Source organism: Peribacillus huizhouensis (assembly GCF_014138605.1).
GTDB classification, from domain to species: domain Bacteria; phylum Bacillota; class Bacilli; order Bacillales; family DSM-1321; genus Peribacillus; species Peribacillus huizhouensis.
Genome location: NZ_JACJHX010000021.1, coordinates 16,219 through 40,140 on the forward strand (window position 1 = coordinate 16,219; position 23,922 = coordinate 40,140).

Below are 23,922 nucleotides of genomic sequence, written 5' to 3' on the forward strand. Positions count from 1 at the left end.
AAGTAACACAGCAGGTTAGTTGAAGAAGAATCGTCTTTAATAATAAAAAATAATTTATAATAAAGATAACGTTTACTGATTGTAGGTGGTGGTTTCTAATGCTTGATGGTGTAGGTGGAATGTTATTAGCCTATTCAGACTTGTTTCTTGTTCAGTGTCCTAGGTGTAGCAGTTGTGCCAGAATTTTCACTCCGAATAACGCAAAAGGTAAAGATGAACCTAGATATTTGGGACATGAATCGAAACGGTTGTTATGTGTCAAATGTGGCTACACCAAAGATATTCATCCCAAAAGAAGATGGGATAATCTATGGGCGTTTAGCCACGAATTATATAATGAGAAACAGGGAGTTGATTGGTACTTTGGTTTGCCCTTGTATCTTCAAACTCAATGTTGTGGGCATAAACTTTGGTTCTTTAATTATGAACATCTTTTCGATATAGAGATTTATATTAAAGAACATGTAAGACCTTCTGGCTTATATTATTTAAGTGCTAAAAGTAGACTACCAAAATGGATGAAACTTTCGAAAAACAGGGATGAAGTCCTTAAAGCAATAACAAAATTAAAATTTCTTTAATAGATTTCATCAAATCAGCTTTTTCTTCTTCCACTAACGGCCAGGATAGCTGTAGAAAGAAATTAATAAATTGAAATTAGCAATTAAAATTAAGTAAGGCAGCCTTAATCATAGCTATTGTGAAAGATGTCAAGATTCAATTGAGAAGAAACAGTAAGTAATGGTTCTTGTTTCACTAATGGAGTGCGATGTTTGAATGAAAATAATAATTTAAAATACTAGGTTAATAAGAGGTTGCTATGAATAGAGAAGAAAGAAAAAAAGATTACAAGATATTATCGAATTAAATAGACAAAATGCCATCAAGCAGGAGTATGAAGAACTTGCTACTGAATTTTGTGATGAACTTTTAGAGAAAGAAAGTATTAATGTGTTAACTGTGGAGCAAAGCGAAGAAACAGTAGATAGGTTTGTGGAAGAATTTCCTTTTGATTCTTCAGGAAGTGTTGCACGAATTGATTGGGAGAAAATGAGTATAAAATTTCAAATAGATGGAGCACATCACCTATCTTCATTCATCAAACAAGGTGGTTTTGAAAATAGTGTTGTTTATCTTATGAGAAAAACATCGTCATCCCCTAACCAAACCCCAGTTATTTCTACAACAATAGAAAATATAATAATCAGTTTCGAAAATATATCATATGAAGAACAGTTTATTTATTGTCCAAGAGAAAAATATGTAATAGAGGTTCTATGGAGTGGAGAGATAATTGCTGGGTGGCAAGAATAATAAACGAATAAGTTCACTTACTGCCAATGAATTAAATTTTCTTATTCAAGTAACTGGGCAATTTAGTTGAAGAAAAGGTAATTAGGTTGTTTAATCGAACGTAAAAAATACGGTCTTAAAGGCGCTTGTCGCGCACCGAAGTTCTCAAAACGTTAATATATCTACGTTCCAAGGCTCTTTTCGTATATGGGAAAGAGTCTTTTTTATTCCTAAAGCATTACCTTCAGCCACCCAAAAACGAAGCACTCTAAACGTAAAAAAATTAAGAAGTTTAGATTTTCCTCTTGCGTTAAAGTGCACTTTAAGGTTTATAGTGAACTCATCAGAAAGGAAAGAGGGAATAATAAATGTCAAAAGTTATCGTAATTACAGGCGCTTCATCAGGTATCGGAGAAGCAACAGCTAAATTATTAGCAAGCCAAGGGAATAAAGTAGTAATCGCAGCTCGTCGTGAAAATCATTTAACGAAAATGGTTGAAGAAATCAAAGCTGAAGGTGGGAAAGCTGCGTACAAAGTTACTGACGTCACAAAACGTGAACAAGTTGAATCACTTGTTAACTTCGTAATCGAAACATACGGACAAATCGATGTATGGATGAATAACGCTGGCATTATGCCAAGCTCAAACTTCGTAGATTACAATTATGAAGAATGGGAAGCAATGATCGACATCAACATTAAAGGTGTAATGTACGGTATTGGTGCTGCCCTTCCAAAAATGCGTGAACGCAAAACTGGTCACTTTATAAATATTTCTTCAATCGCTGGTCATCACGTATGGCCAGGTGGTGGTATCTACTCAGGTACTAAATTTGCAGTTCGTGCAATGAGCGAAGGTTTACGTCAAGAAGAAGCTTTGGCTGGTAGCAATATCCGCGTGACAATCGTTTCTCCAGGCGCAATTGAAACAGAATTAGTTGAAACTATTTCAGACCCTAAAGCGAAAGCTGGTATGCAAGCTCTTTACGATGCGGTTCAAATCCCAGCATCCCGTGTAGCTGATACAATTGCATTTGCGATTAACTCACCAGAAGACACTTGTTTGAACGAGATCATTATCCGCCCAACAATTCAGTTACCTTAAAGTTCACTACAAGTGCATACTAGAAGTATGGAGGTGAGTAGCCTATGAATATCAAAAAAGCTAGTGAATTAACTGGTGTAAAGCCTGAAAACATTCGCTACTATGAGCGTGTTGGATTAATTCCACCGGTTATCCGAAATGAAAATGGCGTTCGCAATTTTTCAGATATTGATATCGGTTGGATTAAATTTTCTAAACATATGCGGGATGCAGGAGTCGGTACGGAAGCCCTGATTGATTATATTTCACTTTTCCAAAAAGGTGATGCTTCAAACATTCAATCACGAAAAGAAATACTTCAAGGTCAATTGGACGAATTGGAAGAACGAATTGAAACAATGGTGCATGCTCGTGATTATTTGAAACTTAAAGTAGAAAATTACGAAGATATCATGGTTCCTTTGGAAAAGAAATTACAAGATGGTAATTGTACTGTATTCGAAGAGAAGAAGGAGGAATTAGAATGGCCGAAAAGGTAACAGCCGGACGTGAATTTTTAGGTGAGTTTGCACCGAAATTTGCAGAATTAAACGATGATGTATTATTTGGTCAAGTTTGGAGCCGTGAAGCAGAGTTGAGCCCACGTGACCGAAGTATGATTACTGTTTCAGCACTTCTTTCAGGCGGGAACTTCGAACAATTACAAGGCCATATGATGAGGGCAAAAGTGAACGGAGTCACAAAAAAAGAAATGGTTGGAGTGATTACACACTTAGCTTTTTACTGTGGATGGCCTAAAGCATGGTCAGCTTTTAATTTAGCAAAAGAAATTTATAAGGACTAAGGGAGGACAAAGCTCATGATTATTAAAGACATGAAAGACACCATTTTATTCGATGCAGGAGAACAAAATCCGTATTCTCAATTTTTCGTTGGGAAAAGTTATTTGAAAATGCTCTCACCTGGACCAAATGCCATTGGAAACGTAACTTTTGAACCAAGTTGCCGTAATAACTGGCATTCTCATGCAGGTGGGCAATTATTGTTTGTGACTGCTGGTGAAGGTTACTATCAAGCTAAAGGTGAACCCGCACAACGCTTAAAAGCAGGGGACGTGGTGAACATTCCAGCCGGTGTAAAACATTGGCATGGTGCAGCAGATGACTCATGGTTTGTTCATTTAGCAGCTGCAGGTGACCCAAGCAAACCAGAAACAGAATGGTTTGAGCCTGTAAATGATGAGCAGTACGCGGAAGCAAATAAAGTGAAATAAAAATTTGGCGTCAGGGTAAAGGAAGTAGTAAAGAATGTCATTGAATGAAAGAAAAATGATGGATAATGCCTTGAACTAAGAAAAAACCTCTCTAAATTCCTCTTAATTAAGGAATTTCATGAGAGGTTTGTTTTATATGCTACTTTTCGAAAAATATTTCTTGGTATCTTTACGTATTTGTTTGGGCAAGACACGATCAAGCTCTTCATTTAACCATGAGAGTGTTTTGCTACGTAAATAATCACGCATTTTTTCTTCTGCTTCGAGCATAGCTAAATTGATGGTGCAAAAGGAGGGAGATGAACAGCAGCCTTCCCTATACAAATAACCATTATCTTTAATATTTTTACATTGAAAAATAGGTTTAGGACCTTCAACTGCTTCAACTACATCCCAAAAGGTAATAACTTCTGGGGACTTAGATAACCTATATCCTCCCTTTACACCGGGGACAGAACTTACAATACCAGCCTTAGATAATTTACCGAAAACTTTTGAAAGAAATGTCTCAGAAAGCCCTTGGAATTCTGCCAAATCCTTTATCCCAACACTTTCTTTGGATGGAACATCAATTAAATAAACCAGACAATGTAAAGCATATTCAACTCCGACACTATATTGCATATAAAATCACCTACTTTTGATTAAGGATTATTAAATTGTATCTTAGGAGTATTTAGAGTTCTAGTCAAATAGAAATCTCTTTTGGTAAATTTTATTCCTTTGACAAAAATAATTATAACATATATTATAGACAATGTTAATCGCCGATTAAGTTAGTCTTTAATCGGAACTTAAAATTCATTTTAAAGGGGAAATAATAATGAACAAAACACTTATCATAAATGCACACCCAAAAATTGATGATACTTCTTCAGTTAGCTTGCAGGTTTTTAACCACTTTTTGAAAGCTTATAAAGAATTAATTCCTGATAGCGAATTAATTGAGCAAATTAACTTGTACAGTGATTTAGTGCCTACGATTGATAAAACGGTTTTAAGTGCATGGGAAAAACAACGTAAAGAACAGGAACTAACTAGCCAAGAACAAAAAGTAATGGAGCGTATGTCAGAAATCTTACAACAATTTAAAAGTGCAAATACGTATGTTATCGTTTTACCTTTGCATAATTTTAATATTCCATCAAAATTAAAAGATTATATGGATAATATCTTAATCGCACGTGAAACTTTTAAATATACTGAAAATGGCTCAGTGGGACTACTTAAAGACGGACGAAGAATGCTTATCATACAAGCAAGTGGATCAATCTATACAAATGATGATTGGTATACAGAAGTTGATTACTCTCAAAAATACCTGAAGTCAATGTTCAATTTCATTGGTATTGAAGATTACCAAGTCATTCGGGCGCAAGGAACTGCTTTACTGGAGCCAAATGAAGTATTACAAAAAGCATATAAAGAAGCTGAAGAAGCTGCTTCAAGATTAGCATCTGAATTAATACTGTCTTAAATGAAAAGAAATATAAGGAGGAATTAAATTGGATCAACGAATTGATTATTATAATGTAGCACCAGAAGCACTTAAAATAATGATGGAAATGGAGAAGTATACGAAAACTACAGGTATAGACCGTAAACTTCGTGAACTTATAAAAATTCGTGCTTCGCAAATAAATGGTTGTGCATATTGTATTAACATGCATACCACTGATGCTAGAAAAATGGGAGAAACGGAACAACGTTTATATTGTATTAGTGCTTGGAGAGAGTGTACATTTTACACAGATGCAGAAAAAGTAGCTCTTGAGTTGACAGAGTACGTGACCTTAATCCCGACAAAACGTGTGCCAGATGAGTTTTATCATCGAGTACGTGAACATTATGACGAAAGACAATATGTTAACCTTGTTCTAATAATCAATCAAATCAACAGTTGGAATAGAATTTCTATTGCAATGGGGAATACAGCAACTGAAATATAATAACTCTCAGTGAACATTTTATAGTGTTCGTTTCGGATACATTTAATAATATTGTTTATCTTCAGCAATCGGGCGGGATTGTTGAATAAATAAATCCCAATTTCTCATTTATTATTACTGAGAGATTGGGATTTTTAATACTTTAAATCCTTAACACTGTAAATCCGTGTTTTGCTGAAGGTACTCCGTTAATAGGTTTGTAAAGTTTTGAGCAGTTTTTGATAGATAATGATTTTTCAGCCATATTAAGCCCGTAGATGCAGATAGCTCTGTATCTTTAATTTTGAAAGCCTGGATATTGTAGTTTTTATATTGTTTAATGACGGTTTCCGGAACAATAGCATCTCCAAAATTACATGCGACTAAATCTAATAAAAGGGAGATGTCAGAGCACTCGGCAATAATATTCGGATGTAGTTGAGCTTTCGAAAATGCTTCCAAAATCATATAATGAACTCCCAGTCCTTCTGTACTCGGTAAAATCAAAGGGTGGTTTTGAATGTCAGCAAGCATAACCTGATGATTAAAAGGTTCGTTTTTCTTTGAAGTAATAAAGAAAAAAGGTTCTGCATGAAGATGGATAGCTGAAAAATCATCTAACTCGAGCGGTAATCGTATAATCGCCAGCTCTACTATTCGGTCTCTCACTAGTTGACAAAGATGAGATGACTCATTTTGATGAATTTTATAGGTAATCTTAGGATGGTTTTTGTGGAATTGGTGAAGTAACTCAGGTAATCCGACTACCGAAAAAGTATTGATACCTATCGTCAATCTTCCACTTACCCCTTTTCCGACATCCTTTACTTCCATTCTGGCTTCTTCCATCAACTGAGTCATTTGTAGCGCATACTTATATAAGGATTTTCCTGCTTCCGTCACTTCTAAAAATCTACTATTTCTCTCCACTAATTTCGTTCCCAATTCATCTTCCATTGTTTTCAGGTGCTGACTTAGTGGAGGCTGGGAGATATGAAGTCTTTCAGCGGCAGCAGAAATTTTTCTTTCTTCTACAATAGCTATAAAATATCGCAGTTGTCTAATATCCATAAGCGGAAATTCACCCTTCCTATATGAAAAACTTTAGTAAAATTAATTTTTTTTATATTTTTCATATACTTCATTCTAAGATATCATGATTTTAGATAAAAAGATATTTCTCGAAACGGCTTTAACAGCGATGATTTTTCGATAGGAAAGTTTTTCAAGGTGTTAGCTAGAACATCGAGATACTTAAATATAAGTTTTTCTTGTTGGAGACCCTTATTTTTCAGCCAAGTAGAACAAATTTCTATTCTCACTAGAAGTCTCAACAATAAACATCATGTATAAGGGTGAAATATAATGAAGCAACAACGTTTTTACAGCAGTTTAAGCATATTTCAATGGTTTTTTTTCTTGCTGGCCACTTCTATTGCATTACCGATCATAATCGGAGGAGTATTTCATTTAACGATAGAGGAAATATCCGAATTAATGCAACGAACTTTTTTTGTGGTGGGCATTAGCTCTTTTATTCAAGGCTGGCTTGGGCATCGATATCCGATCGCTGACGGGCCTGCAGGTTCATGGGTCAGTGTATTTGTCATTTTAGCGGGCATGGCAATTCAGCAGGGGGAAAGTACGAATGAAACTTTACAACTTTTAGAAGGTGGCTTGCTAGTTACCGGATTTTTACTTTTTATTCTCGGTATAACCGGCCTGGTTAATCGGCTGCTGTTTTTGTTCACTCCTTTAGTTACTGGTTCTTTTCTATTGATTCTGACTCTTCAACTTAGTGGTGTTTTTTTAGAGGGAATGCTCGGAATACAAGAACAGTCCAACCTAGATTATGAAATATCCGCGATTTCATTTGGCGTATTTGTTATCGTGATAGTGCTGTCAATTAAAGGAAAAGGATGGATGAAAAGTTACTCCGTGCTGTTAGGAATTTTAATTGGGTGGTTACTATATTACTTATTAGGGAAAACCCCCAATACGATTTCCACACAGGCTTTCTTCATTAAATTACCAGAAATTTTTGCATGGGGGACTCCGCAGTTAAATGCTGGGATGGTTATAACCTCCATTATCTTTACGTTTATTGTAGTCTCTAATACAATAGCTGCCGTTACGGCTGTTAAACAAGCGGTTCCAGAATCAGAAAAATCCGAAAAACAAACCATTAACCGCGCCAGTTGGGCAGGCGGTATTACACATGTTTTATCAGCTCTTTTTTCTACGATTGGGATTGTGCCATTGCCAGTATCGGCGGGATTTATCCGATTAACTGGGCAAAAACGAAAGATGCCTTTCCTAGTAGCAAGTTTAGCCTTAACAGGTATAGCCTGTGTTCCGGCGATCGTCAACTTCTTAGCTATGCTTCCCGGCCCTATTGCTTGTGCCGTAAGTTTAGCATCCTTTGTCCAAATGATCGGGATTTCGTTTCAGTCCCTTTTGAAAGACGAGTTAGATCAACGCCGGTTAACTATATTAGGAATCACATTGCTAATCGGTTTTGGAATAATGTATCTTCCTAAAGGAATATTTCAGAGTCTGCCTACTATTCTCCAATATATTTTAAGCAATGGTCTCATTGTTAGTACGATCATCGTAATTGTGCTAGAACAACTATGGAAAACAAAAAACATTAGTGAAAAAAAACATATTTAATGTTTAACTTTACAAGGAATGTTTTTAAATGATTCACGATGAAGTTATGAATTTGGCAAGGTGATTTTGCTCTTTGGAAAGAAATGAATAAATAAATTACATGTTTAACGGAACATGTTTTCCAAGAGAAGAAGCTGTAGAATATAAATTTCACTTCTCAGGTAAAAAGAACAGAGCAACTATATTAGAATAGAGGCGAATATTTGTTGTTGAAGTGGATGATGGCATTTATAGGATGTATTCTCTTGCTGCAAGGTTGTATGTCTAACATTAGTGGAGAACCGAAAAAAGAAGAAAAGGAGAAGGAAATCGTGAGCGAAGAATTAAATAAACAGTTACTTCAAGCAGCAGAACGTGGAGAGGCAAACACCATAAGCGAACTCATTAAGAAAGATGCGAATATCAACGCACAGGACTCGAAGAGACGGACTGCCACTATGATTGCGACCTATAACAATGATGTAGAAACCGCAAAAGTGCTCATCAAGGCAGGGGCAGATGTGAACATCCAGGATGATATGAAAAACAATCCCTTCCTTTATGCTGGTGCAGAAGGATATATAGATATTCTAAAACTTACGATTGAAGCAGGGGTCGATCCGGCGATTACAAACCGGTATGGGGGAACTGCTTTAATCCCTGCCTCAGAACATGGATATGTGGATGTAATCAAAGAACTTCTCACTCATACCGATATTAATGTGAATCATATTAATAATCTTGGTTGGACAGCTTTATTAGAAGCAATTATTTTGAATAATGGAGACGAAAAGCAGCAGCAAACGGTGCAATTGCTGCTAGAACATGGGGCGGATGTGAACATTCCAGACAATGATAAGGTGACTCCTTTACAACATGCACGTGTGAAAGGGTTTAAAGAGATTGAAAAAATTTTGATAAAAGCAGGGGCAAAATAAATACTTGAAGCTGTTATGATTACCAAACCCAAATAACAGCTTTTTTAAACTCTTATCTGTTCACATAAAGAAAAGAGGATTTATCAGTAAGGGATTGATCCTCAACAAACTGGCGCGATTGTTCAATAAGAACAGTCGCTTTTTGTGCTAACGGTACAGGTTAGTAGGATAAATGGATGATAGTTCACCTCGATTTGTAAACCAATTTACATCCATTTGGGGAATTTAAATGGCAACAGAATCATATAAAATTATGGAAGAAGGAGGTTCTTAAAATGCAGATAATGAACAATTATTTTCGTGCACGTGCGAGTATGGTGTACATGATGACCAATAATGAAGTAATGAATCAAATCATTGCCTTTTCCATGGACATGAATGGAATGCTCACCTTCGCGGGTTCCTTCCCAACTTATGGAAGAGGTACTGGTACAAAGGAAGTTTCCACTGCAACAGCAAACGATGGCGTCGATCCCTTAGCGTCACAAGGCGCCCTAACTTTGTCCCGTGATGGACGTTTTCTACTTGCAGTTAACGCAGGCAGCCATAGTATCAGTAGTTTCATCATAACAGACACAGGAGCACCTGTTCTCGTGGATGTAAAGCCATCAGGAGGTGCTCAACCCAATAGCGTAGATGTGTTTGGTAATCTTCTCTATGTCTCCAATGTAGGTAATGCCGCAAACAATTTTACATCAAATATCACTGGTTTTCACATAGATGATAACGGAAGACTTACTCCTATTCCTGGATCCACCCATTCTCTCAGTACTTTCAATGCTCAGCCGGCGCAGGTTCTCTTCACTCCTGATGGCAGTAAAATCGTTGTCTCCGAGCTTACATCAAACCATATCAGTGTATTCCCTGTAAATAAAAATGGTACGGTTACAGGACCAATCGTTAATGATTCTTACGGTCAAGGACCATTGGGCGTTTATTTTCTATCGTCTGGAATCCTATTAGTTACAGAAGCAGTTTCAAATGCGCTGTCATCTTATTCATTGAGTAACGATGGAATTCTTCATGTGGTCAGTGGCTCTGTACCAAACGGATATCAGACTGCTTGTTGGGTTGTAACAACGAGGGATGAACGTTTTGCATACACTACCAACACCTTAAGCGGCACCATCTCCACCTACCGAATTGATCCCAATGGAGCACTGTCGGTGGTAAGGCATATTACCAGTACACCGCCAAGTACAGCACCAGGTCTTCCGATGGATGTTGGAGTGAGTAAAGATGGACGGCATTTTTACACCCTTAACGGAAATCAGGGTACAGTGTCAGTATTTAATATCCAAGATGATGGTAATCTAGTAAGATTGCAGGTTGCTGCCTGGACTAACTTTCCTTACTTTGGGTCACAAGGTTTAGCTGTTCTTTGATTCTATTAGGTTCACTATACTGCGTGGATTAGAAAAATACAGGAGTTGCTAAAAACAAAGCTACCGACTTAGTGGTGGCTATAGTTATAAGACTACTTAATTGCCAGCAAGATTATGAAGAAATAACTTAAATAAACGGGGGAGTTAGTTTAATGAGAATTAAATGATATTAGTGAGTGTGGTCAGATTTTAGTTATTCAATTAAATGGAGCTTTTCCGTAATATGGTATGCTCCCCTTATAGTAGACACGTTTTAAAAAGCGCATTAATCTGTCTACTAGGAGGGGGTATTTCTTATGGAGAAAAAGCAGAGACTTATGATATATCATTTAAGAAAAAAGCGGTGGATTTATTTCATACTGAAGAAGAATGTAAATACCTTCAAACCTAGCAGCAAAAATTAGATACATTTAATGTGAGGAGTGATTTTTCGGTTAGTCTATTAGAAAACACATTCCAAATATCTGCAATAATCCTACTCTTATGTTCATTCTATTATTAGAGGGGTACCGTCAGGAAGCGCATTTTCCTGACACTCCCCCCTTACTGTTATGACACAATCAACAATTCGAGGTATAAAAGTCAAAATGAAAGAAGCGACCAATGCAAATATGTAGAACAGCTGTCAAAATCACCGCATATTGATGGTTAATCCTCTTCTCGTAACAGAAGGGCTTCCTTTCCCATGACCGCAAGCTCAATGGTTTCAAGCGTTTTGCAATAATTCCCGAATATATCTCCATTCACATCGACTTCCTTATGAATATAGTCCAGAACATGCCAATCCTCAAACCAGTCGCCGCTTTCTGCATCTTCATGAGAAGCATTCGGCCAGGCGTATTTTAACAGTGGGCTGTACAACCGGTCGGCGGCGCCTTTTCTCAACTTACAATTCTTGACCCGAGGTTTATAAAGGGAACGGGGGAAAAATTCGTTTACATCGTTAAACAAATCGGGCCAATAATCTTTTCGTGAACCCGTATGGGGATGATCGTGCGCCCATTTCAAAATGCCCGCTGAAATATTTGTACGCTGAAAAAGAAGGGTATACAATCTTTTACCGAATAAAATTCGTTCGTGAAGCGAAGTGAAATGCCTTGATGTAGCGCCGGCAAGTAAGGTTTGTTGCCTATTTTCCTCTGCACAGTATGGAAAAAGAATGTGATTTAAACGCAAAAAATCATACAACTTGAAGCTGACCGTACGGGTTACGTTTTTTTTAAAATGATTATTTTGGATCACTCTTTTTTCCAAATAACTTTGTTCATTTATCACAGTCGCAATCGCAAGAGTGTAGGAATCCCGACTGTTCCAAAAATAACGCCACATCGTTTCCATAAAGGTAGAAATGTGAAAAAAGGGCAAAAGATGAAACATTTCCTGGTTGGCTTTTACACTTAGGTCATATATCAAACACTGGGGATACACATCCTGAAAAATCAACCAGCTGCCGCGTTCCAAAAAAGAATAAATCGCCTTCTGATCTCTTTCCGGAAGAAGTTTTGTCAGCAAATCCCCTTTTAAATCGGTCATGTTCCAGCCAACGTTCCGCGATACCATATGTCCAAGGAGGGCCCAATGGATTTCTGGGTGCTCAAGGTAAAAATTATAATAAGCTTGAGTCCGTGTAACATTATTTTGATTATGTTGTTTTGTCTGTTCTCTTATATAGTGAATGCGTTGTTTATCGTTTTCGGATAAAGAGGGCAGGAGGCAGGAAGATTTACTTATTAATTTTTTTTTCAAATCCTTCTTTACATCTGAATAGGAATTAAGCAAAAATACATCATCCCTTTTCAACAGTTCATTTTAACTGCGTTCGATTCTCCCATTAAAGAAATGCATATTCATATTGCTAGAGGAATATGAATACAACGTGAGTATTCGAAAGAGGGGGGTAACATGGGACATCGGGTACATGAGGAAATGAACCGAATCGTCGATCAGTTCATTAGGGACCAATCAGATGACGGGTCCTGGCAATATCCTTTCGAGACCGGCATCGGAACAGACTGTCACATGATTATCTTATTGCGGACATTGGAGATAAATGATGAGGCGTTCATAAAAGAACTGGTGGAACGTATTGCAGGGAAACAGCAGAAAGATGGTTCATGGGGTTTGTTTTATGATGAAGGAAAAGGGAATCTTACGTCCACTGTGGAAGCTTATTATGCCCTTCTTTACTCCGGTTACCGGGATCGGGATGACCCGGATATCCAGGCAGCAAGAAGGTTTATCCATGCCAACGGAGGGGCTACAGAAGTCCATATGTTTTTTAAAATCCTGTTGGCTCTAACCGGACAGTGCGAGTGGCCGCCTTTCCCCATTAAGATTGAAGTGCTGCTTATATCGGACTCTTTTCCAATCAATCTTTTTGATTTCTCCATGCCTGGCAGAACGAACATCATCCCGTTTCTGATTCTGGCCAATTTGGGTTTCAGCAGGAGAACGCTACGGTCTCCTGATCTCTCTGATTTGTATCTGAAAAAAGAAAAACGTTTTTTTACAGAAGATCCGGAATTCCGCTCGGTTATCCATTTGATTCAAAAAGGGATAAAAGGCCTGAAAGACTACCCCGGAAACCTTCGCGAGTTAGCTTTATATCGCGCCGAACAATATATGCTGGATAGAATAGAACCGGATGGCACCTTATGTAATTATTTCGGTTCAACTTCTATGATGATTTTTGCCTTATTGGCGAGGGGATATTCGAATACACATCCGGTGATTACCCGTGCCTTGCAAGGCTTAAAAGCGATGACCTGCCGGATTGATGGAGAACTCCACTGCCAATATGCGACGGCTACGGTCTGGAACACAACGTTAATCAGTTATGCTCTGCAAGAATCTGGAGTCCCTTATTCATCGAATACCGTCCAGATGGCAAACCGATATATCCTCTCCCGGCAACATGTCAAATACGGGGATTGGGTCATTCATGAATCAAACCTGTTGCCGGGAGGCTGGGGCTTTGAGGACATGAATACAATCCATCCGGATATTGACGACACAACGGTAGCACTAAGAGCGATTCGAACGTTAGCCATCGAAAGGGTGGATTGTCGACAGGCATGGGATCGGGGAATCAACTGGCTCATTTCCATGCAAAACAATGACGGTGGATGGGCGGCATTCGAAAAGAATGTAAATAAGAAAATATTGAACCTATTACCGATCGAGGGCGGAAAAGATTTGTTGATTGATCCGTCGACGGTTGATTTAACGGGAAGGACATTAGAGTTTTTCGGGAACTATACCCATTTGGATTTTCATCATCCCATGGTGAAACGCGGGATTCGTTGGCTGTTAAAGAATCAAGAGTCGGATGGTTCTTGGGTAGGGCGCTGGGGTGTCTATATTTATGGCACATGGGCGGCGGTAACGGGAATGATTGCGGTTGGGGTTTCCCCGAATAATCCTGCCATTCAGAAGGCTGTAAACTGGTTAAAAGCGATTCAAAATCAAGACGGAGGTTGGGGAGAATCCTGTAAAAGTGATATCGAAAATTGTTATGTGCCTTTGGGCGAAAGTACCCGCACTCATACAGCGTGGGCCCTTGACACACTTATCTCGGCTGCGTCTGAAGTCACACCTGACATTAAACGCGGTGTAGCTTTTTTAGTGGATGGAAAAGAAAAAGATTGGGCAAAGGCCTACCCGAAAGGAAGGGGAATGGCGGGAGCCTTTTATATCAATTATCATTGTTACGAATACGTTTTTCCGTTATTGGCCTTGGCCCATTATCAAAAATTAGCTGAAGTGAGCTAAACAGGGATCTGTGGATTCAAATAGCTTTCAAGTGACTCTTTGCATATTTTTAAAGTCTGTCCCATACAATGAACAAAACTACAACAAGCAGGAGGCAAAAGATGCTTGAAGCTTTCCGCCAATTTTTCGATCTTCATACAATCATTTGGTTGTTCCCAATCATTTTTATTTTCCATGATTTAGAAGAGATCATAACCATTGAATCTTCCATGAAGGCAAGCGAAAATAGGTTTCAAAAATCTTCTTTCGTCCAACTAATATTAAATATGAGGGAAAAACTAGGTTCGACCGCTGTCCAGCTTTCTATTTCGGCTACTTGGATTTTGTTGATTATTTCATTCACTACAGTGGTGACTGCCCATTTCACATTAAACGGAGGGGGCTTTCTTTTATATACAGCTATTCTCAATTTATTTATTCTGCAGGCGATCATGCATATTGTTCAGTCCATCTTTTTCAAAGGCTACACACCTGGCATCATAACGGCGCTATTCCTTCTCATCCCTTACTGTCTTATTGCCTATGACAGTTTGTTCGAATGGGGCCTGTTAGACGGGCATTTACTTTTTGCAAGTCTCCCCGTCAGTCTGCTCATGATCCCGATTTTTCTTGTTGGCAATCTTTTAGGCCGTTATTTCATTCACTAACTTATAAGTAAGCAGTTGCAGGAGGTGAGTAAATTGCATGTTGTTATAACGGGAGGAAGCGGGTTTGTAGGTCAAGCCTTGACTCACCTGTTGACTCAAAAAGGCCATCGAGTAACCATATTAACGCGTCTTCCTAATCATAAAACAACAAGTGAGTTCGTTCATTATGTTGATTGGCTTTCTGCAGATCATCAACCTGAAAACGAACTTAAGGATGTCGATGCGATGGTCAATTTAGCAGGGGAATCAATCAATAGCGGACGGTGGACCCAAAGTAAAAAGGAGGCTATTTTGAATAGCCGTATTACAGCCACAAAAGAGGTCATTCGAATTTTGAGACATCTTCATCCAAAGCCAAAAGTTCTTGTTAACGCTTCAGGTGTAAGTTACTACGGGATGTCAGACTTCAAAACGTTTAATGAGTCCTCCAAAAGTGATGCAAACGATTTTTTGGCCAGTGCTGTAAAGCTTTGGGAGAAAGAAGGGGCAATGGCGAAAGAATTAGGCGTTCGAACGGTCTTCGCGCGTTTCGGCATCATTCTGGGTCAAGAAGGTGCCTTTCCGCGAATGGTGCTAACATATAAATTAGGTATTGGGGGGACAATCGGCAGTGGGATGCAATGGAATTCCTGGGTGCACATTCAAGATGCGGTTGAGATGGTTTACTTCGCCATCATTAACCCCGAAGTAGATGGACCGTTGAATGTGACCTCGCCTCATCCAATACGCATGTCATCATTCGGACAGTCCATTGCAGACGTCCTTCACCGCCCATATTGGCTTCATGTTCCTGGAGTTGTAGTAAAAGTAGTACTTGGTGAAATGAGTCAGTTGGTATTAAAAGGGCAGCGGGTACTCCCTCAAAAAGCACTTAACCACAATTACTCCTTTCAATTTCCAGACGTAAAAAGTGCACTTTCTGATATTCTAGGTTAATGATACATTGCACCGGTATGAAGAAGGAAACTTATAATTAAGCTTTAGTCATGACATTACGGCTGGCCCTCCCTGCGTTGAACAGCACGCCGTGTCCTTAATCAGCTGTACATAGAAAACACTGACTGGCATTTGGAGAGAGCTTTTTTGCATATGGTGTACCGTCAGATAAACGTGGAATGTTGGCGGTACCCCAAAATAAAACTGTTATATGGAATTGGCGTTTTATTATGAGATAACCCTTTATGTGTACCCTCACTATCGCGCTCATATGGGTTATGGGGAAGATCAAGTTGTGATAAATACAAGAGGTGAACTCATAAGTTTTATGCATTTGAAAATAATTGGATTTGGAACGTTTGAAGTACGCGAACGTTGAGCTAGAAAAGGTCGTAATCCACAAACCGGTGAAGAAATAGATATTGCTGCTTCTAAGGTTCCTGCTTATTAGCCAGGTAAGGAATTAAAAGAAGCTGTTAAATAATAATATATCTTAACAGTAAATAACTTTGGTATGAGAAGAAAAGAACTCAAAAATTAGTAATAATAGTTTGTTCTACTAAAGGGCGCGATTCTTCAATAAAGAAGATCGCTTTTTTTCATTATAGGGCCATATAATGGAGGAGGAAACTCACGGAAAATTGAATATTTATATTATTGTTAGAATCGGTTTTTGTGAAAAGTTGTACTTAAACTATAAGTCAGCATTGATTAATTTAAAATGTTCTAAATCAAAATAGGGGTCAGAATTTTTGCAAAGGAAGTGAGTAGACAGTAATGACTCGTAATAATGAATTGATGAAATATCCCTTAGACTATCCATTGCTTTAGTAATCGCCATGGTATTCGGGATATTAATGGCGGTGTTCAAGGGTAACGATAGTGGAATAAGAATGGCTATCGGTAACTCGAGTGCTCCCTGGTTGATATTACCGTTCGTTGCTGCTGCCATGACGACAAGACATCGAGTTTTCCAATCGGCTTTAGTTGGCTTATGTGCCTCGATGATTGGACTTTTTGGTTTCTATTTTGCCAACATATTCGTCCTTGACATCGGGCCACATCCTGAACTTAGTCCGTATCCATTAGTAGCCGATTTTCTTGCCAGCATAAGATCCGGAAAGATCTACTTTATTCTCGCTTGCCTGAGTGGTCCGATCTTTGGAATATTAGGAGGATATCTTCATCAAAAGAGAACCAATATGTTTTTGGTATTTACAGCAACACTGTTTGTACTCGAACCGTGCTTTGGGTTGTTATATGTTCGTTTTTTTTCAGGTTTTACCTACTATGTTGATTATCCTATGGTCTGGTTGGTCGAAGCGGTTTTTGGAGTTATCTTGTTTATTTTTATTATCGTTCGTTTTCGACCAACTCAGCGGAGTTAAGCATTATCGGGGTTCAGCCGAGATATATGTGATTTTGGGTCATAGACTATATTAATGTTGTTCCACAATCGGGCGCTTTTCTGAAAATAAGGAAAGCGTCTTTCTTCATGAAAAGGGCCATATTATTGAATAACATTCTTTTATGAAAGGTTACCAAACGACGCTTTGGGAGCTTTTTAGCTTATAATAGTTTCTTGATTCAATAATATTTTAAGAAGGTGTTAAATTGAATGATAGAACTACTAGGTGCATTTTTATTAACGATTTTAATCTTTATTTTATGTATAGTAGGCATTTTATATATAAGAAAGACTCAAAAAAAGAAACCCTTACCGCTTACTAAATACTATGGAATCCAGTCTGCTCTCTTATTAGATAGCCTTTTATCTCTCACTGTGTTTTGGGATGCCCTAACAGTGATGCCTAAGATTTTAAAGGGAGAACACGAAATAGTAAAAGGTGCTTGTACAGTTGACTATTGGGAAACCACAAAAGATTCTTATTTAAATATTCTATTGTCAGAATATGTATTTTTTAGTGTGCCTCCAAATAATTGGGACAAAGGTTCATTAACAACTGCGTATTGTGAAGTTACCTATTATGAAGGTTCTGAGTTTGGTATACATTATAAAATATATGATAAACAAGATGGTGTATTATTACAGCAAAAATAGCCATTTTAAGTAAGTATCTAATAGCTTACTAGTAATTATGAGACGTTCTGCAATGGTATGTCTCTATTAATAATGTGTAGTATAGTGCAACTTTGAATTATATAATATTCAAAATAATTATAAAAAACGTTCCCAAATCAAAGTTTAGGGACACAGAAAAACACTCTAAACGTTGTACTATCAATGTTTAGAGTGTTTTTTTGCATTTCCTTCATATACAGCTTTTTATGCAAAGGTATATGAACATAGCTACAATAATACTTTTCAAGATTTTGCAGAAAGCGCTGCAGGTGTGCTGTCTGAATAAAACGTGTATAAATAAACAATTTATTAACGCTGTAAATCTGCATTTTTTAATCGGCACCTAAACTTCAACTAACAGGGGTTTAGTTAAATAACGATCATCAATAATCGGGCGTGATTGTTGAGCAACACAGTTAGAAAATGATCAAACTTTTTTATAAAACCGAAACTTATATATGCAAGAGAAGAATCTATTTTGATCAAATTTTCTTTCAAAATGGATTCTTCTTTTTTACCGTAAAATACGGGTTTGTGAGGTATTTTGATTAATCTTTATTTCAAAGCAACAGTTCAATCTTTTTCTTTTACTTCACGTTGATTTAAGGATTGAACAGGTCGATGGTTATCTGGGAAAATTTTGCGGAATTTATCGATTTGTTCTTTAGACATTTCAATAGGTTCCTCTAATACAACCCATTTAACAGCTTCTGAACATGGAGGAGTTGTTAAAGAACCATTATATCGAAACGAATCTTTATCTTTCGGCAATAACCTCATTAAGTCGATGGGTTTTGTCAATTTAACGTCTTCTGTTGTTTCTTCTGTAGGAATGACGTTCCAAGCATTTTCTAGATAAGAATTTGACGCTCCTTCTTTAATCATTAAGCCAAGAACTACTAATTGGTTATTAGCATCCTTATGTACAAAATGTAATTCCATATCAAAATTCTGCCCATTAAATTGGTGTTCACTTGGTGTATGGAAATGGAATTGTGCTAACTTATATTCCTTATTGTCAACGATAAAAGAGTTATCCATGTTTGAAGGGTTGCCCTGAATCGTATGTCCGTTGTTACTTAAGGAGAACCCAGTAGGTTTATAGTTAATATCCAGATCTGCTATTTTTTCATCTTCTATAACTTGTGAAGTTTCGATGTTGATAGGGGACTGCTCTTTCCCGTTTGTACATACTGCGTAATCGGGATTTATGTCACCCCAATGTTCTGGTCCTGTTTCCCCTTCGTAAGACCAATGGGCTGTATGTACTTCATTTGACTTTTTCTCTTCTTTTTCAATATCTTCCTTTGCAACATCATTTTTAGCCACATCGGGTGTAGTAGAAGAACAAGCTACTAAGGACAAAACAAGAAAAGACATTAAAAATGTATAATATATTTTTTTTGCTAGCATAATTTTACCCCTTTTTATTTTGACTGATGTAATATGTGTATTCTACCTCGATTATTTAATTTTAATCGGTTTTCTCTCATTTATTTATTCAATTAAAGAGAGCGTTTGTTGCACAACTCAATAATTTAAACGACTTTATTGTTTTATTTTTGATATAGATAAAGTGTTTTGCGTGAAAAATAAACAACTTTATTTAACACCGCCCACATATACGGACGGTGTTATCTTAGTTTATGGCATTGAAATTAAACGACTTTATTGTTACCAATCATTTGCTGCCTTTTTGTTTACAGTTCAAGTTAAAAATCAGGTTTAAACCTGATTGAAGGCTTATTTAGCGAAGCTGTATCAGGTGCTACTTCTGCAGCTAACTATGAAATTAAAGATGATAATGGAGGACACTGTTGCTATCAACGGTTCTATTACAAACGTAACTGGCAACACTTACTCAATTTCTGTTGCTGCACTTAATGGTGGATCTTATAATTTAACTATTAAGAATATTAAAGATACATCAATTAACCAAAATAAACTTGCTGATTACAGCACTACAGTATCTATTAAGGATATTGTTGCTCCAACAATTACTGACCTTGATACTAATACTTTAGGTACTCAAGCACAACTTCTATCTTCTAAGATAGTAAAAATTGTATTCAGCGAAGTAATGGATAAGGCTTCAATTGAAAATAAACTTAACTACTTATTTGGTGGAGGTGCATTAGACAGCAAAGTAACTGTTCAAGCTATTGATAACAACAAAGCAGTTGTTCTTGACTTCACTGATGTGGCTAGTGGTGCACAAACTACACCTGCTTCTGCAACTTTACAAGTATTACGTGTTGCTGATACTGCTGGTAACCCAATCGCAGCTGCTTCAACTAACGTTTTAGTACCTGCAGGAGTTACTGCTCCATTATTTGATAAAGCAGAAGTAACTGGTAAAAATACTATTAAACTATACTTCAAAGAACTAATTAAATCTGCATATATTATTAACCAATTGATAGGAGAAATTAAGGTTAAAAGAGGAATAGAAAAAGGTAAATGACGGTGGAGTCGATTGTGTTTGATTATCCGGTTTCACAAATAAAAATATGGATGATGCCATCAAAAGTATTGAGGAAAGCTTAAAAGGAGAAAAATTCGGTGTTTAGTGGACGTTTGATATTAAGGAAAAGCTTTAGGAGAAGGTAATAGAATTTCAAAAAGAGATAAAAGTTTTAGAAGTATGTAACCCAAATGAAGCACAAAGAGGGTTTAATGAAAACAAAATGGCTGGATACTTTTTGCCTTGCAAGATAGTTGTTTATTAATAACGCCCGAAAATTGTTCTTAAATTTGGATATATCATTTTTTGACCGCTATGTTAATTGCGATCTATATTTAGTTTAATGAAATATTATCGTTGACAAGATACCCTAAGGGGTATAATATAGAGCTTATCGATGACAATTGTTCATTGAAGGTGGTCTAAATGATATTTGTAATTTTAGCTGCAATATTAATAGCATTTATTTTATATAAAAGGTATTTCCTGGTTATTTATCTACCTTGTATTCAATAGAAAGAGCTTGATTTGGATAGGATTGCTCTTATTGATTTAAGAGAGACTATAATGAATCTTACAAGGACCCAATCAATGGGGCAATAAATATTCCTATTTCTTATCTTAAAAGAAATAGGAATATTTCAAACAATGACTTACATTTAATTGTTAAAGGAGGAAAAACAGTGAATTACAATGATCAAATGAAAAATAGAATAAAGCGTATTGAAGGACAGCTAAGAGGAATTTTGAAAATGATGGAAGAAAATAAAGACTGCAAAGAAGTTATTACTCAATTATCTGCATCAAGAACTGCCCTTGACCGAACAATTGGTTTAATTGTTAGCGCAAATTTAGTCGAGTGTGTTCGGAATGCTGATAAAAATGGTGAAAATACAGAAGAATTAGTAGAACAAGCTGTAAACCTACTGGTAAAAAGTCGATAAAAAAGGGTTGACACCCTCTTTTATTCTACTTAGTATTATACCTATAGAGGTAAAGGTATTTTGGGTCTAGAAGAAATAAAACAATGAAAATAGATAAAGTGGTAGATGCAAAAGGTTTAGTTTGTCCAATTCCTAGTTAAAACAGAGAAGGGTATCTGGTCAAATTATAAAGGCGCTAAGAATGACTTTTCTGCCTGGGCTAAATCGGCAGGTCATGAACTATTGAAACATGAAGAGGAAAACGATGTATTAGAGTTTTGGATTAAAAAAGATAATTTTTTTTAAAAAAATAAATACCTGTACGGGTATATGTATATGAATAAACTTCTAGGAGGTACTAACATGACAGAAAAGAAAAAAACAACAATTGTCTTATTTAGTGGCGATTATGATAAAGCAATGGCTGCTTATATTATCGCAAATGGTGCAGCTGCTTATGACCATGAAGTAACCATTTTTCACACGTTTTGGGGATTAAATGCCTTACGTAAAGATGAAAATATTCTTGTGAAAAAAGGGTTCATGGAAAGAATGTTTGGCAAAATGATGCCTAGAGGTGCTGATAAAATGGGACTTTCAAAAATGAACTTTGCTGGTTTTGGTCCCAAAATGATTAAAAATATTATGAAAAAGCATAATGCTATGCCTTTACCACAATTAATTGAAATGGCTCAAGAACAAGACGTAAAACTTGTTGCGTGTACAATGACGATGGATCTGTTAGGACTTAACCAAGAAGAGCTGTTAGACAACATTGAATATGCCGGAGTTGCTGCCTATTTAGCAGATGCAGAGGAAGGTAATGTTAATTTATTTATCTAAGGGCTTTTCCACTACAGAGGGGGGTACAAATGGATTATCTAAGCTATCTTTTAATTGCATTATTTCTATTCGTTATGTTCAAGAGGTTCTTACTGATAAAAGGTGTTACCCAAATTACCACAACCGAATTGAAAACAGAATTAAATAACAAGAACAAGCAATTTGTTGATGTCCGAACATCTGGAGAATTTAAAGGAAACCATATCAGAGGTTTTAAAAATATCCCTCTTCATCAACTGGCTCAAAAAGCAGCGAAAGAACTTTCAAAGGAAAAGGAAGTAATCGTGATTTGCCAAAGTGGGATGAGAAGCCAACAAGCTAGTAAAATCCTGAAAAAATTAGGATTTATAAACGTAACAAACGTCAAAGGCGGCATGAACACTTGGTCTTAAAACAATCATAAGGAGGACTAAAAAATGAATCAAATGGCTGCAAAAGAAGTAGAGATTTTATTAGACGAAGGAAAAATATTAAATATTATTGATGTACGCGAAGTGGATGAAGTTGCTGCTGGAAAAATTCCAGGTGCCGTTAATATTCCATTAGGTTTAGTTGAGTTTCGCATGGATGAATTAGATAAATCAAAAGAGTATATCATGATATGCCGTTCCGGAGGAAGAAGTGGTCGTGCCATACAAATCCTTGAAAATTATGGATATAATGTGATCAATATGGCTGGTGGAATGCTTGCTTGGGAAGGTAAAGTTGAATAAATTTTTTTAAACAAAAACAATACCCTAATGGGTATAAAATGGAGGTTTTAAAATGGAAAACTTGAAAGCAAACGTGATTTTAGATACCAAAGGATTAGCATGTCCGATGCCTATTGTAAAAACAAAAAAGGCAATGAATAATCTTGAGACAGGGCAAGTATTAGAAATTCAAGCGACTGATAAAGGGTCCAAAGCAGACATGAAAGCATGGTCTGAAAGCTCAGGACATCAATATTTAGGGACAATCGAAGAAGGCGAAGTGCTGAAGCATTATCTTCGTAAATCTTCTAATGATGAATTCAATGAAAAAAAGCACCCTAATGTTATCAATAATGAAGAACTAGAGAAAAAGATAGAAGCAAATGAAAACATCGTGGTTATCGATGTAAGAGAATCTGCAGAATATGTTTTTAACCATATTCCTAATGCAATCTCCTTTCCATTAGATGAATTGGAAAACAAATTAAATGAGTTAAACAAAGACGATGAAATCTACGTAGTTTGTCGAACAGGAAATCGTAGCGATCTTGCCGCGCAGAAATTAACCGAAAATGGTTTTACTAATGTAATTAATGTTGTACCAGGTATGAGTCAATGGAATGGTAATACAACAGGTATCTATGACTTAGGGGGAATAAACAATGAATAAAAAAATAGCGATTATTGCAAGTAATGGTGGATTATTTGATGCATATAAGGTATTTAATATTGCGACGGCAGCAGCAGTAACTGACCAAGAAGTGGCTATTTTTTTACTGTTGAAGGATTAAATTTGATCCATAAAGAAGCACACAAACAACTTCCAATGCCCGAAGGTAAAGGATTTGCGAAAGCAAATGTACCTGCAATTCCGGAATTGGCTACTATGGCAGAAGAAATAGGCGTTGCATTTATAGGTTGTCAAATGACAATGGATGTAATGGGATTGGAAAAAGAAGACTTTGTTGATGGAATTGAAGTAGGTGGTGCAGTAACATTTTTAGAATTTACAAAGGATGCAGATGTAACTTTAACTTTTTAAATCAAT

At 36.8% G+C, this 23,922-nt stretch carries 27 protein-coding genes and 4 pseudogenes; 27 read left to right on the forward strand and 4 right to left on the reverse strand.

The genetic code is table 11. The features are described 5' to 3' along the window. Nucleotides 1-98 precede the first annotated feature (98 nt). The 6 genes from HNP81_RS20470 (at nt 99) to HNP81_RS20495 (ending at nt 3,612) form a co-directional block, all read left to right on the forward strand. Complete coding sequence (locus HNP81_RS20470) at nt 99-581, forward strand: hypothetical protein (RefSeq protein ID WP_182503838.1); 483 nt, start codon at nt 99-101, stop codon at nt 579-581. Between the two features lie 301 nt (nt 582-882). Then, on the forward strand, nt 883-1,314 hold the full coding sequence (locus tag HNP81_RS20475) for a CDI toxin immunity protein (protein ID WP_446686514.1): 432 nt from the start codon (nt 883-885) through the stop codon (nt 1,312-1,314). A 347-nt stretch (nt 1,315-1,661) separates the two neighbouring features. Continuing rightward, on the forward strand, nt 1,662-2,399 hold the full coding sequence (locus HNP81_RS20480; protein WP_182503840.1) for an SDR family oxidoreductase: 738 nt from the start codon (nt 1,662-1,664) through the stop codon (nt 2,397-2,399). Between the two features lie 44 nt (nt 2,400-2,443). Continuing rightward, a complete protein-coding gene (locus HNP81_RS20485; RefSeq protein WP_182503841.1) occupies nt 2,444-2,878 on the forward strand; it encodes a MerR family transcriptional regulator in 435 nt (144 codons plus the stop codon). Further along, nucleotides 2,863-3,183, forward strand: coding sequence for a carboxymuconolactone decarboxylase family protein (locus tag HNP81_RS20490; RefSeq protein WP_182503842.1), 321 nt, complete (start codon nt 2,863-2,865; stop codon nt 3,181-3,183). The genes HNP81_RS20485 and HNP81_RS20490 overlap by 16 nt, the downstream gene beginning before the upstream one ends. A gap of 15 nt (nt 3,184-3,198) precedes the next feature. Beyond that, nucleotides 3,199-3,612 (forward strand): cupin domain-containing protein, encoded by a 414-nt coding sequence (locus HNP81_RS20495; protein WP_028391152.1) that lies wholly within the window; start codon nt 3,199-3,201, stop codon nt 3,610-3,612. A gap of 132 nt (nt 3,613-3,744) precedes the next feature. Here HNP81_RS20495 and HNP81_RS20500 read toward each other — a convergent pair whose 3' ends face one another. Then, nucleotides 3,745-4,236, reverse strand: coding sequence for an RrF2 family transcriptional regulator (locus HNP81_RS20500; protein WP_028391150.1), 492 nt, complete (start codon nt 4,234-4,236; stop codon nt 3,745-3,747). A gap of 199 nt (nt 4,237-4,435) precedes the next feature. Between HNP81_RS20500 and HNP81_RS20505 the strand changes: the two genes are divergently transcribed. Together HNP81_RS20505 and HNP81_RS20510 are read left to right on the forward strand one after the other, a co-directional pair. Further along, nucleotides 4,436-5,089, forward strand: coding sequence for an FMN-dependent NADH-azoreductase (locus HNP81_RS20505; RefSeq protein ID WP_182503843.1), 654 nt, complete (start codon nt 4,436-4,438; stop codon nt 5,087-5,089). Between the two features lie 28 nt (nt 5,090-5,117). Continuing rightward, a complete protein-coding gene (locus tag HNP81_RS20510; RefSeq protein WP_182503844.1) occupies nt 5,118-5,561 on the forward strand; it encodes a carboxymuconolactone decarboxylase family protein in 444 nt (147 codons plus the stop codon). A 150-nt stretch (nt 5,562-5,711) separates the two neighbouring features. Here the strand turns inward: HNP81_RS20510 and HNP81_RS20515 are convergent, their stop codons facing one another. Then, nucleotides 5,712-6,611, reverse strand: coding sequence for a LysR family transcriptional regulator (locus HNP81_RS20515; protein WP_028391147.1), 900 nt, complete (start codon nt 6,609-6,611; stop codon nt 5,712-5,714). Nucleotides 6,612-6,905: 294 nt separating this feature from the next. Between HNP81_RS20515 and HNP81_RS20520 the strand changes: the two genes are divergently transcribed. The 3 genes from HNP81_RS20520 to HNP81_RS20530 all read left to right on the forward strand — a co-directional run bounded on the left by HNP81_RS20520 (nt 6,906) and on the right by HNP81_RS20530 (nt 10,515). Further along, nucleotides 6,906-8,213: a purine/pyrimidine permease gene (locus HNP81_RS20520; protein WP_182503845.1), complete on the forward strand. Its 1,308-nt coding sequence runs from the start codon at nt 6,906-6,908 to the stop codon at nt 8,211-8,213. Between the two features lie 206 nt (nt 8,214-8,419). Continuing rightward, the gene (locus HNP81_RS20525; protein ID WP_376766774.1) at nt 8,420-9,130 is read left to right on the forward strand and encodes an ankyrin repeat domain-containing protein; all 711 of its coding nucleotides are present in this window, start codon (nt 8,420-8,422) and stop codon (nt 9,128-9,130) included. Between the two features lie 275 nt (nt 9,131-9,405). Beyond that, entirely contained in the window at nt 9,406-10,515 is a 1,110-nt protein-coding gene (locus HNP81_RS20530; RefSeq protein WP_182503846.1) for a lactonase family protein, read from the forward strand. A gap of 648 nt (nt 10,516-11,163) precedes the next feature. Here the strand turns inward: HNP81_RS20530 and HNP81_RS20535 are convergent. Further along, nucleotides 11,164-12,318, reverse strand: a complete 1,155-nt coding sequence (locus HNP81_RS20535) for a DUF2515 family protein (protein ID WP_182503860.1) — start codon at nt 12,316-12,318, stop codon at nt 11,164-11,166. A gap of 99 nt (nt 12,319-12,417) precedes the next feature. Between HNP81_RS20535 and shc the strand changes: the two genes are divergently transcribed. The 7 genes and pseudogenes from shc to HNP81_RS20565 all read left to right on the forward strand — a co-directional run bounded on the left by shc (nt 12,418) and on the right by HNP81_RS20565 (nt 17,931). Beyond that, the gene (gene shc, locus HNP81_RS20540) at nt 12,418-14,286 is read left to right on the forward strand and encodes a squalene--hopene cyclase (RefSeq protein ID WP_182503847.1); all 1,869 of its coding nucleotides are present in this window, start codon (nt 12,418-12,420) and stop codon (nt 14,284-14,286) included. 101 nt (nt 14,287-14,387) lie between these two features. After that, nucleotides 14,388-14,933: an HXXEE domain-containing protein gene (locus HNP81_RS20545; protein ID WP_182503848.1), complete on the forward strand. Its 546-nt coding sequence runs from the start codon at nt 14,388-14,390 to the stop codon at nt 14,931-14,933. 33 nt (nt 14,934-14,966) lie between these two features. After that, nucleotides 14,967-15,869 carry a TIGR01777 family oxidoreductase gene (locus HNP81_RS20550; RefSeq protein ID WP_182503849.1) on the forward strand — a complete coding sequence of 301 codons (903 nt, stop codon included), beginning with the start codon at nt 14,967-14,969 and terminating at the stop codon, nt 15,867-15,869. A 211-nt stretch (nt 15,870-16,080) separates the two neighbouring features. Continuing rightward, nucleotides 16,081-16,197, forward strand: a pseudogene (locus tag HNP81_RS24395) (DUF3888 domain-containing protein); the annotation flags it as partial. A gap of 6 nt (nt 16,198-16,203) precedes the next feature. Next, nucleotides 16,204-16,320, forward strand: a pseudogene (locus HNP81_RS24125) (HU family DNA-binding protein); the annotation flags it as partial. 370 nt (nt 16,321-16,690) lie between these two features. Beyond that, entirely contained in the window at nt 16,691-17,257 is a 567-nt protein-coding gene (locus HNP81_RS20560) for a DUF6518 family protein (RefSeq protein WP_312859712.1), read from the forward strand. 230 nt (nt 17,258-17,487) lie between these two features. After that, on the forward strand, nt 17,488-17,931 hold the full coding sequence (locus HNP81_RS20565; RefSeq protein WP_182503851.1) for a flavoprotein: 444 nt from the start codon (nt 17,488-17,490) through the stop codon (nt 17,929-17,931). Between the two features lie 594 nt (nt 17,932-18,525). Here HNP81_RS20565 and HNP81_RS20570 read toward each other — a convergent pair. Beyond that, the gene (locus HNP81_RS20570; protein ID WP_182503852.1) at nt 18,526-19,365 is read right to left on the reverse strand and encodes a carbonic anhydrase; all 840 of its coding nucleotides are present in this window, start codon (nt 19,363-19,365) and stop codon (nt 18,526-18,528) included. A gap of 373 nt (nt 19,366-19,738) precedes the next feature. Here HNP81_RS20570 and HNP81_RS20575 point away from each other — a divergent pair, with 373 nt between their 5' ends. The 9 genes and pseudogenes from HNP81_RS20575 to HNP81_RS20615 all read left to right on the forward strand — a co-directional run bounded on the left by HNP81_RS20575 (nt 19,739) and on the right by HNP81_RS20615 (nt 23,916). Then, nucleotides 19,739-20,416, forward strand: coding sequence for a hypothetical protein (locus tag HNP81_RS20575; protein WP_182503853.1), 678 nt, complete (start codon nt 19,739-19,741; stop codon nt 20,414-20,416). Nucleotides 20,417-20,579: 163 nt separating this feature from the next. After that, nucleotides 20,580-20,681 carry a DUF302 domain-containing protein gene (locus HNP81_RS24505; protein ID WP_312859713.1) on the forward strand — a complete coding sequence of 34 codons (102 nt, stop codon included), beginning with the start codon at nt 20,580-20,582 and terminating at the stop codon, nt 20,679-20,681. 418 nt (nt 20,682-21,099) lie between these two features. Beyond that, nucleotides 21,100-21,360 (forward strand): metal-sensitive transcriptional regulator, encoded by a 261-nt coding sequence (locus tag HNP81_RS20585; RefSeq protein ID WP_028391134.1) that lies wholly within the window; start codon nt 21,100-21,102, stop codon nt 21,358-21,360. Between the two features lie 83 nt (nt 21,361-21,443). After that, nucleotides 21,444-21,645 (forward strand): annotated as a pseudogene (locus HNP81_RS20590) (sulfurtransferase TusA family protein). Between the two features lie 57 nt (nt 21,646-21,702). After that, the gene (locus HNP81_RS20595) at nt 21,703-22,182 is read left to right on the forward strand and encodes a DsrE/DsrF/DrsH-like family protein (RefSeq protein WP_028391132.1); all 480 of its coding nucleotides are present in this window, start codon (nt 21,703-21,705) and stop codon (nt 22,180-22,182) included. A gap of 29 nt (nt 22,183-22,211) precedes the next feature. Then, nucleotides 22,212-22,574 (forward strand): rhodanese-like domain-containing protein, encoded by a 363-nt coding sequence (locus HNP81_RS20600; RefSeq protein WP_182503854.1) that lies wholly within the window; start codon nt 22,212-22,214, stop codon nt 22,572-22,574. 24 nt (nt 22,575-22,598) lie between these two features. Next, nucleotides 22,599-22,895 (forward strand): rhodanese-like domain-containing protein, encoded by a 297-nt coding sequence (locus HNP81_RS20605; RefSeq protein WP_028391130.1) that lies wholly within the window; start codon nt 22,599-22,601, stop codon nt 22,893-22,895. 52 nt (nt 22,896-22,947) lie between these two features. Further along, on the forward strand, nt 22,948-23,544 hold the full coding sequence (locus HNP81_RS20610; protein ID WP_182503855.1) for a sulfurtransferase TusA family protein: 597 nt from the start codon (nt 22,948-22,950) through the stop codon (nt 23,542-23,544). Then, a pseudogene (locus tag HNP81_RS20615) lies at nt 23,537-23,916 on the forward strand (DsrE/DsrF/DrsH-like family protein). Before HNP81_RS20610 ends, HNP81_RS20615 begins: the two are co-directional and overlap by 8 nt. Nucleotides 23,917-23,922: the final 6 nt, after the last annotated feature.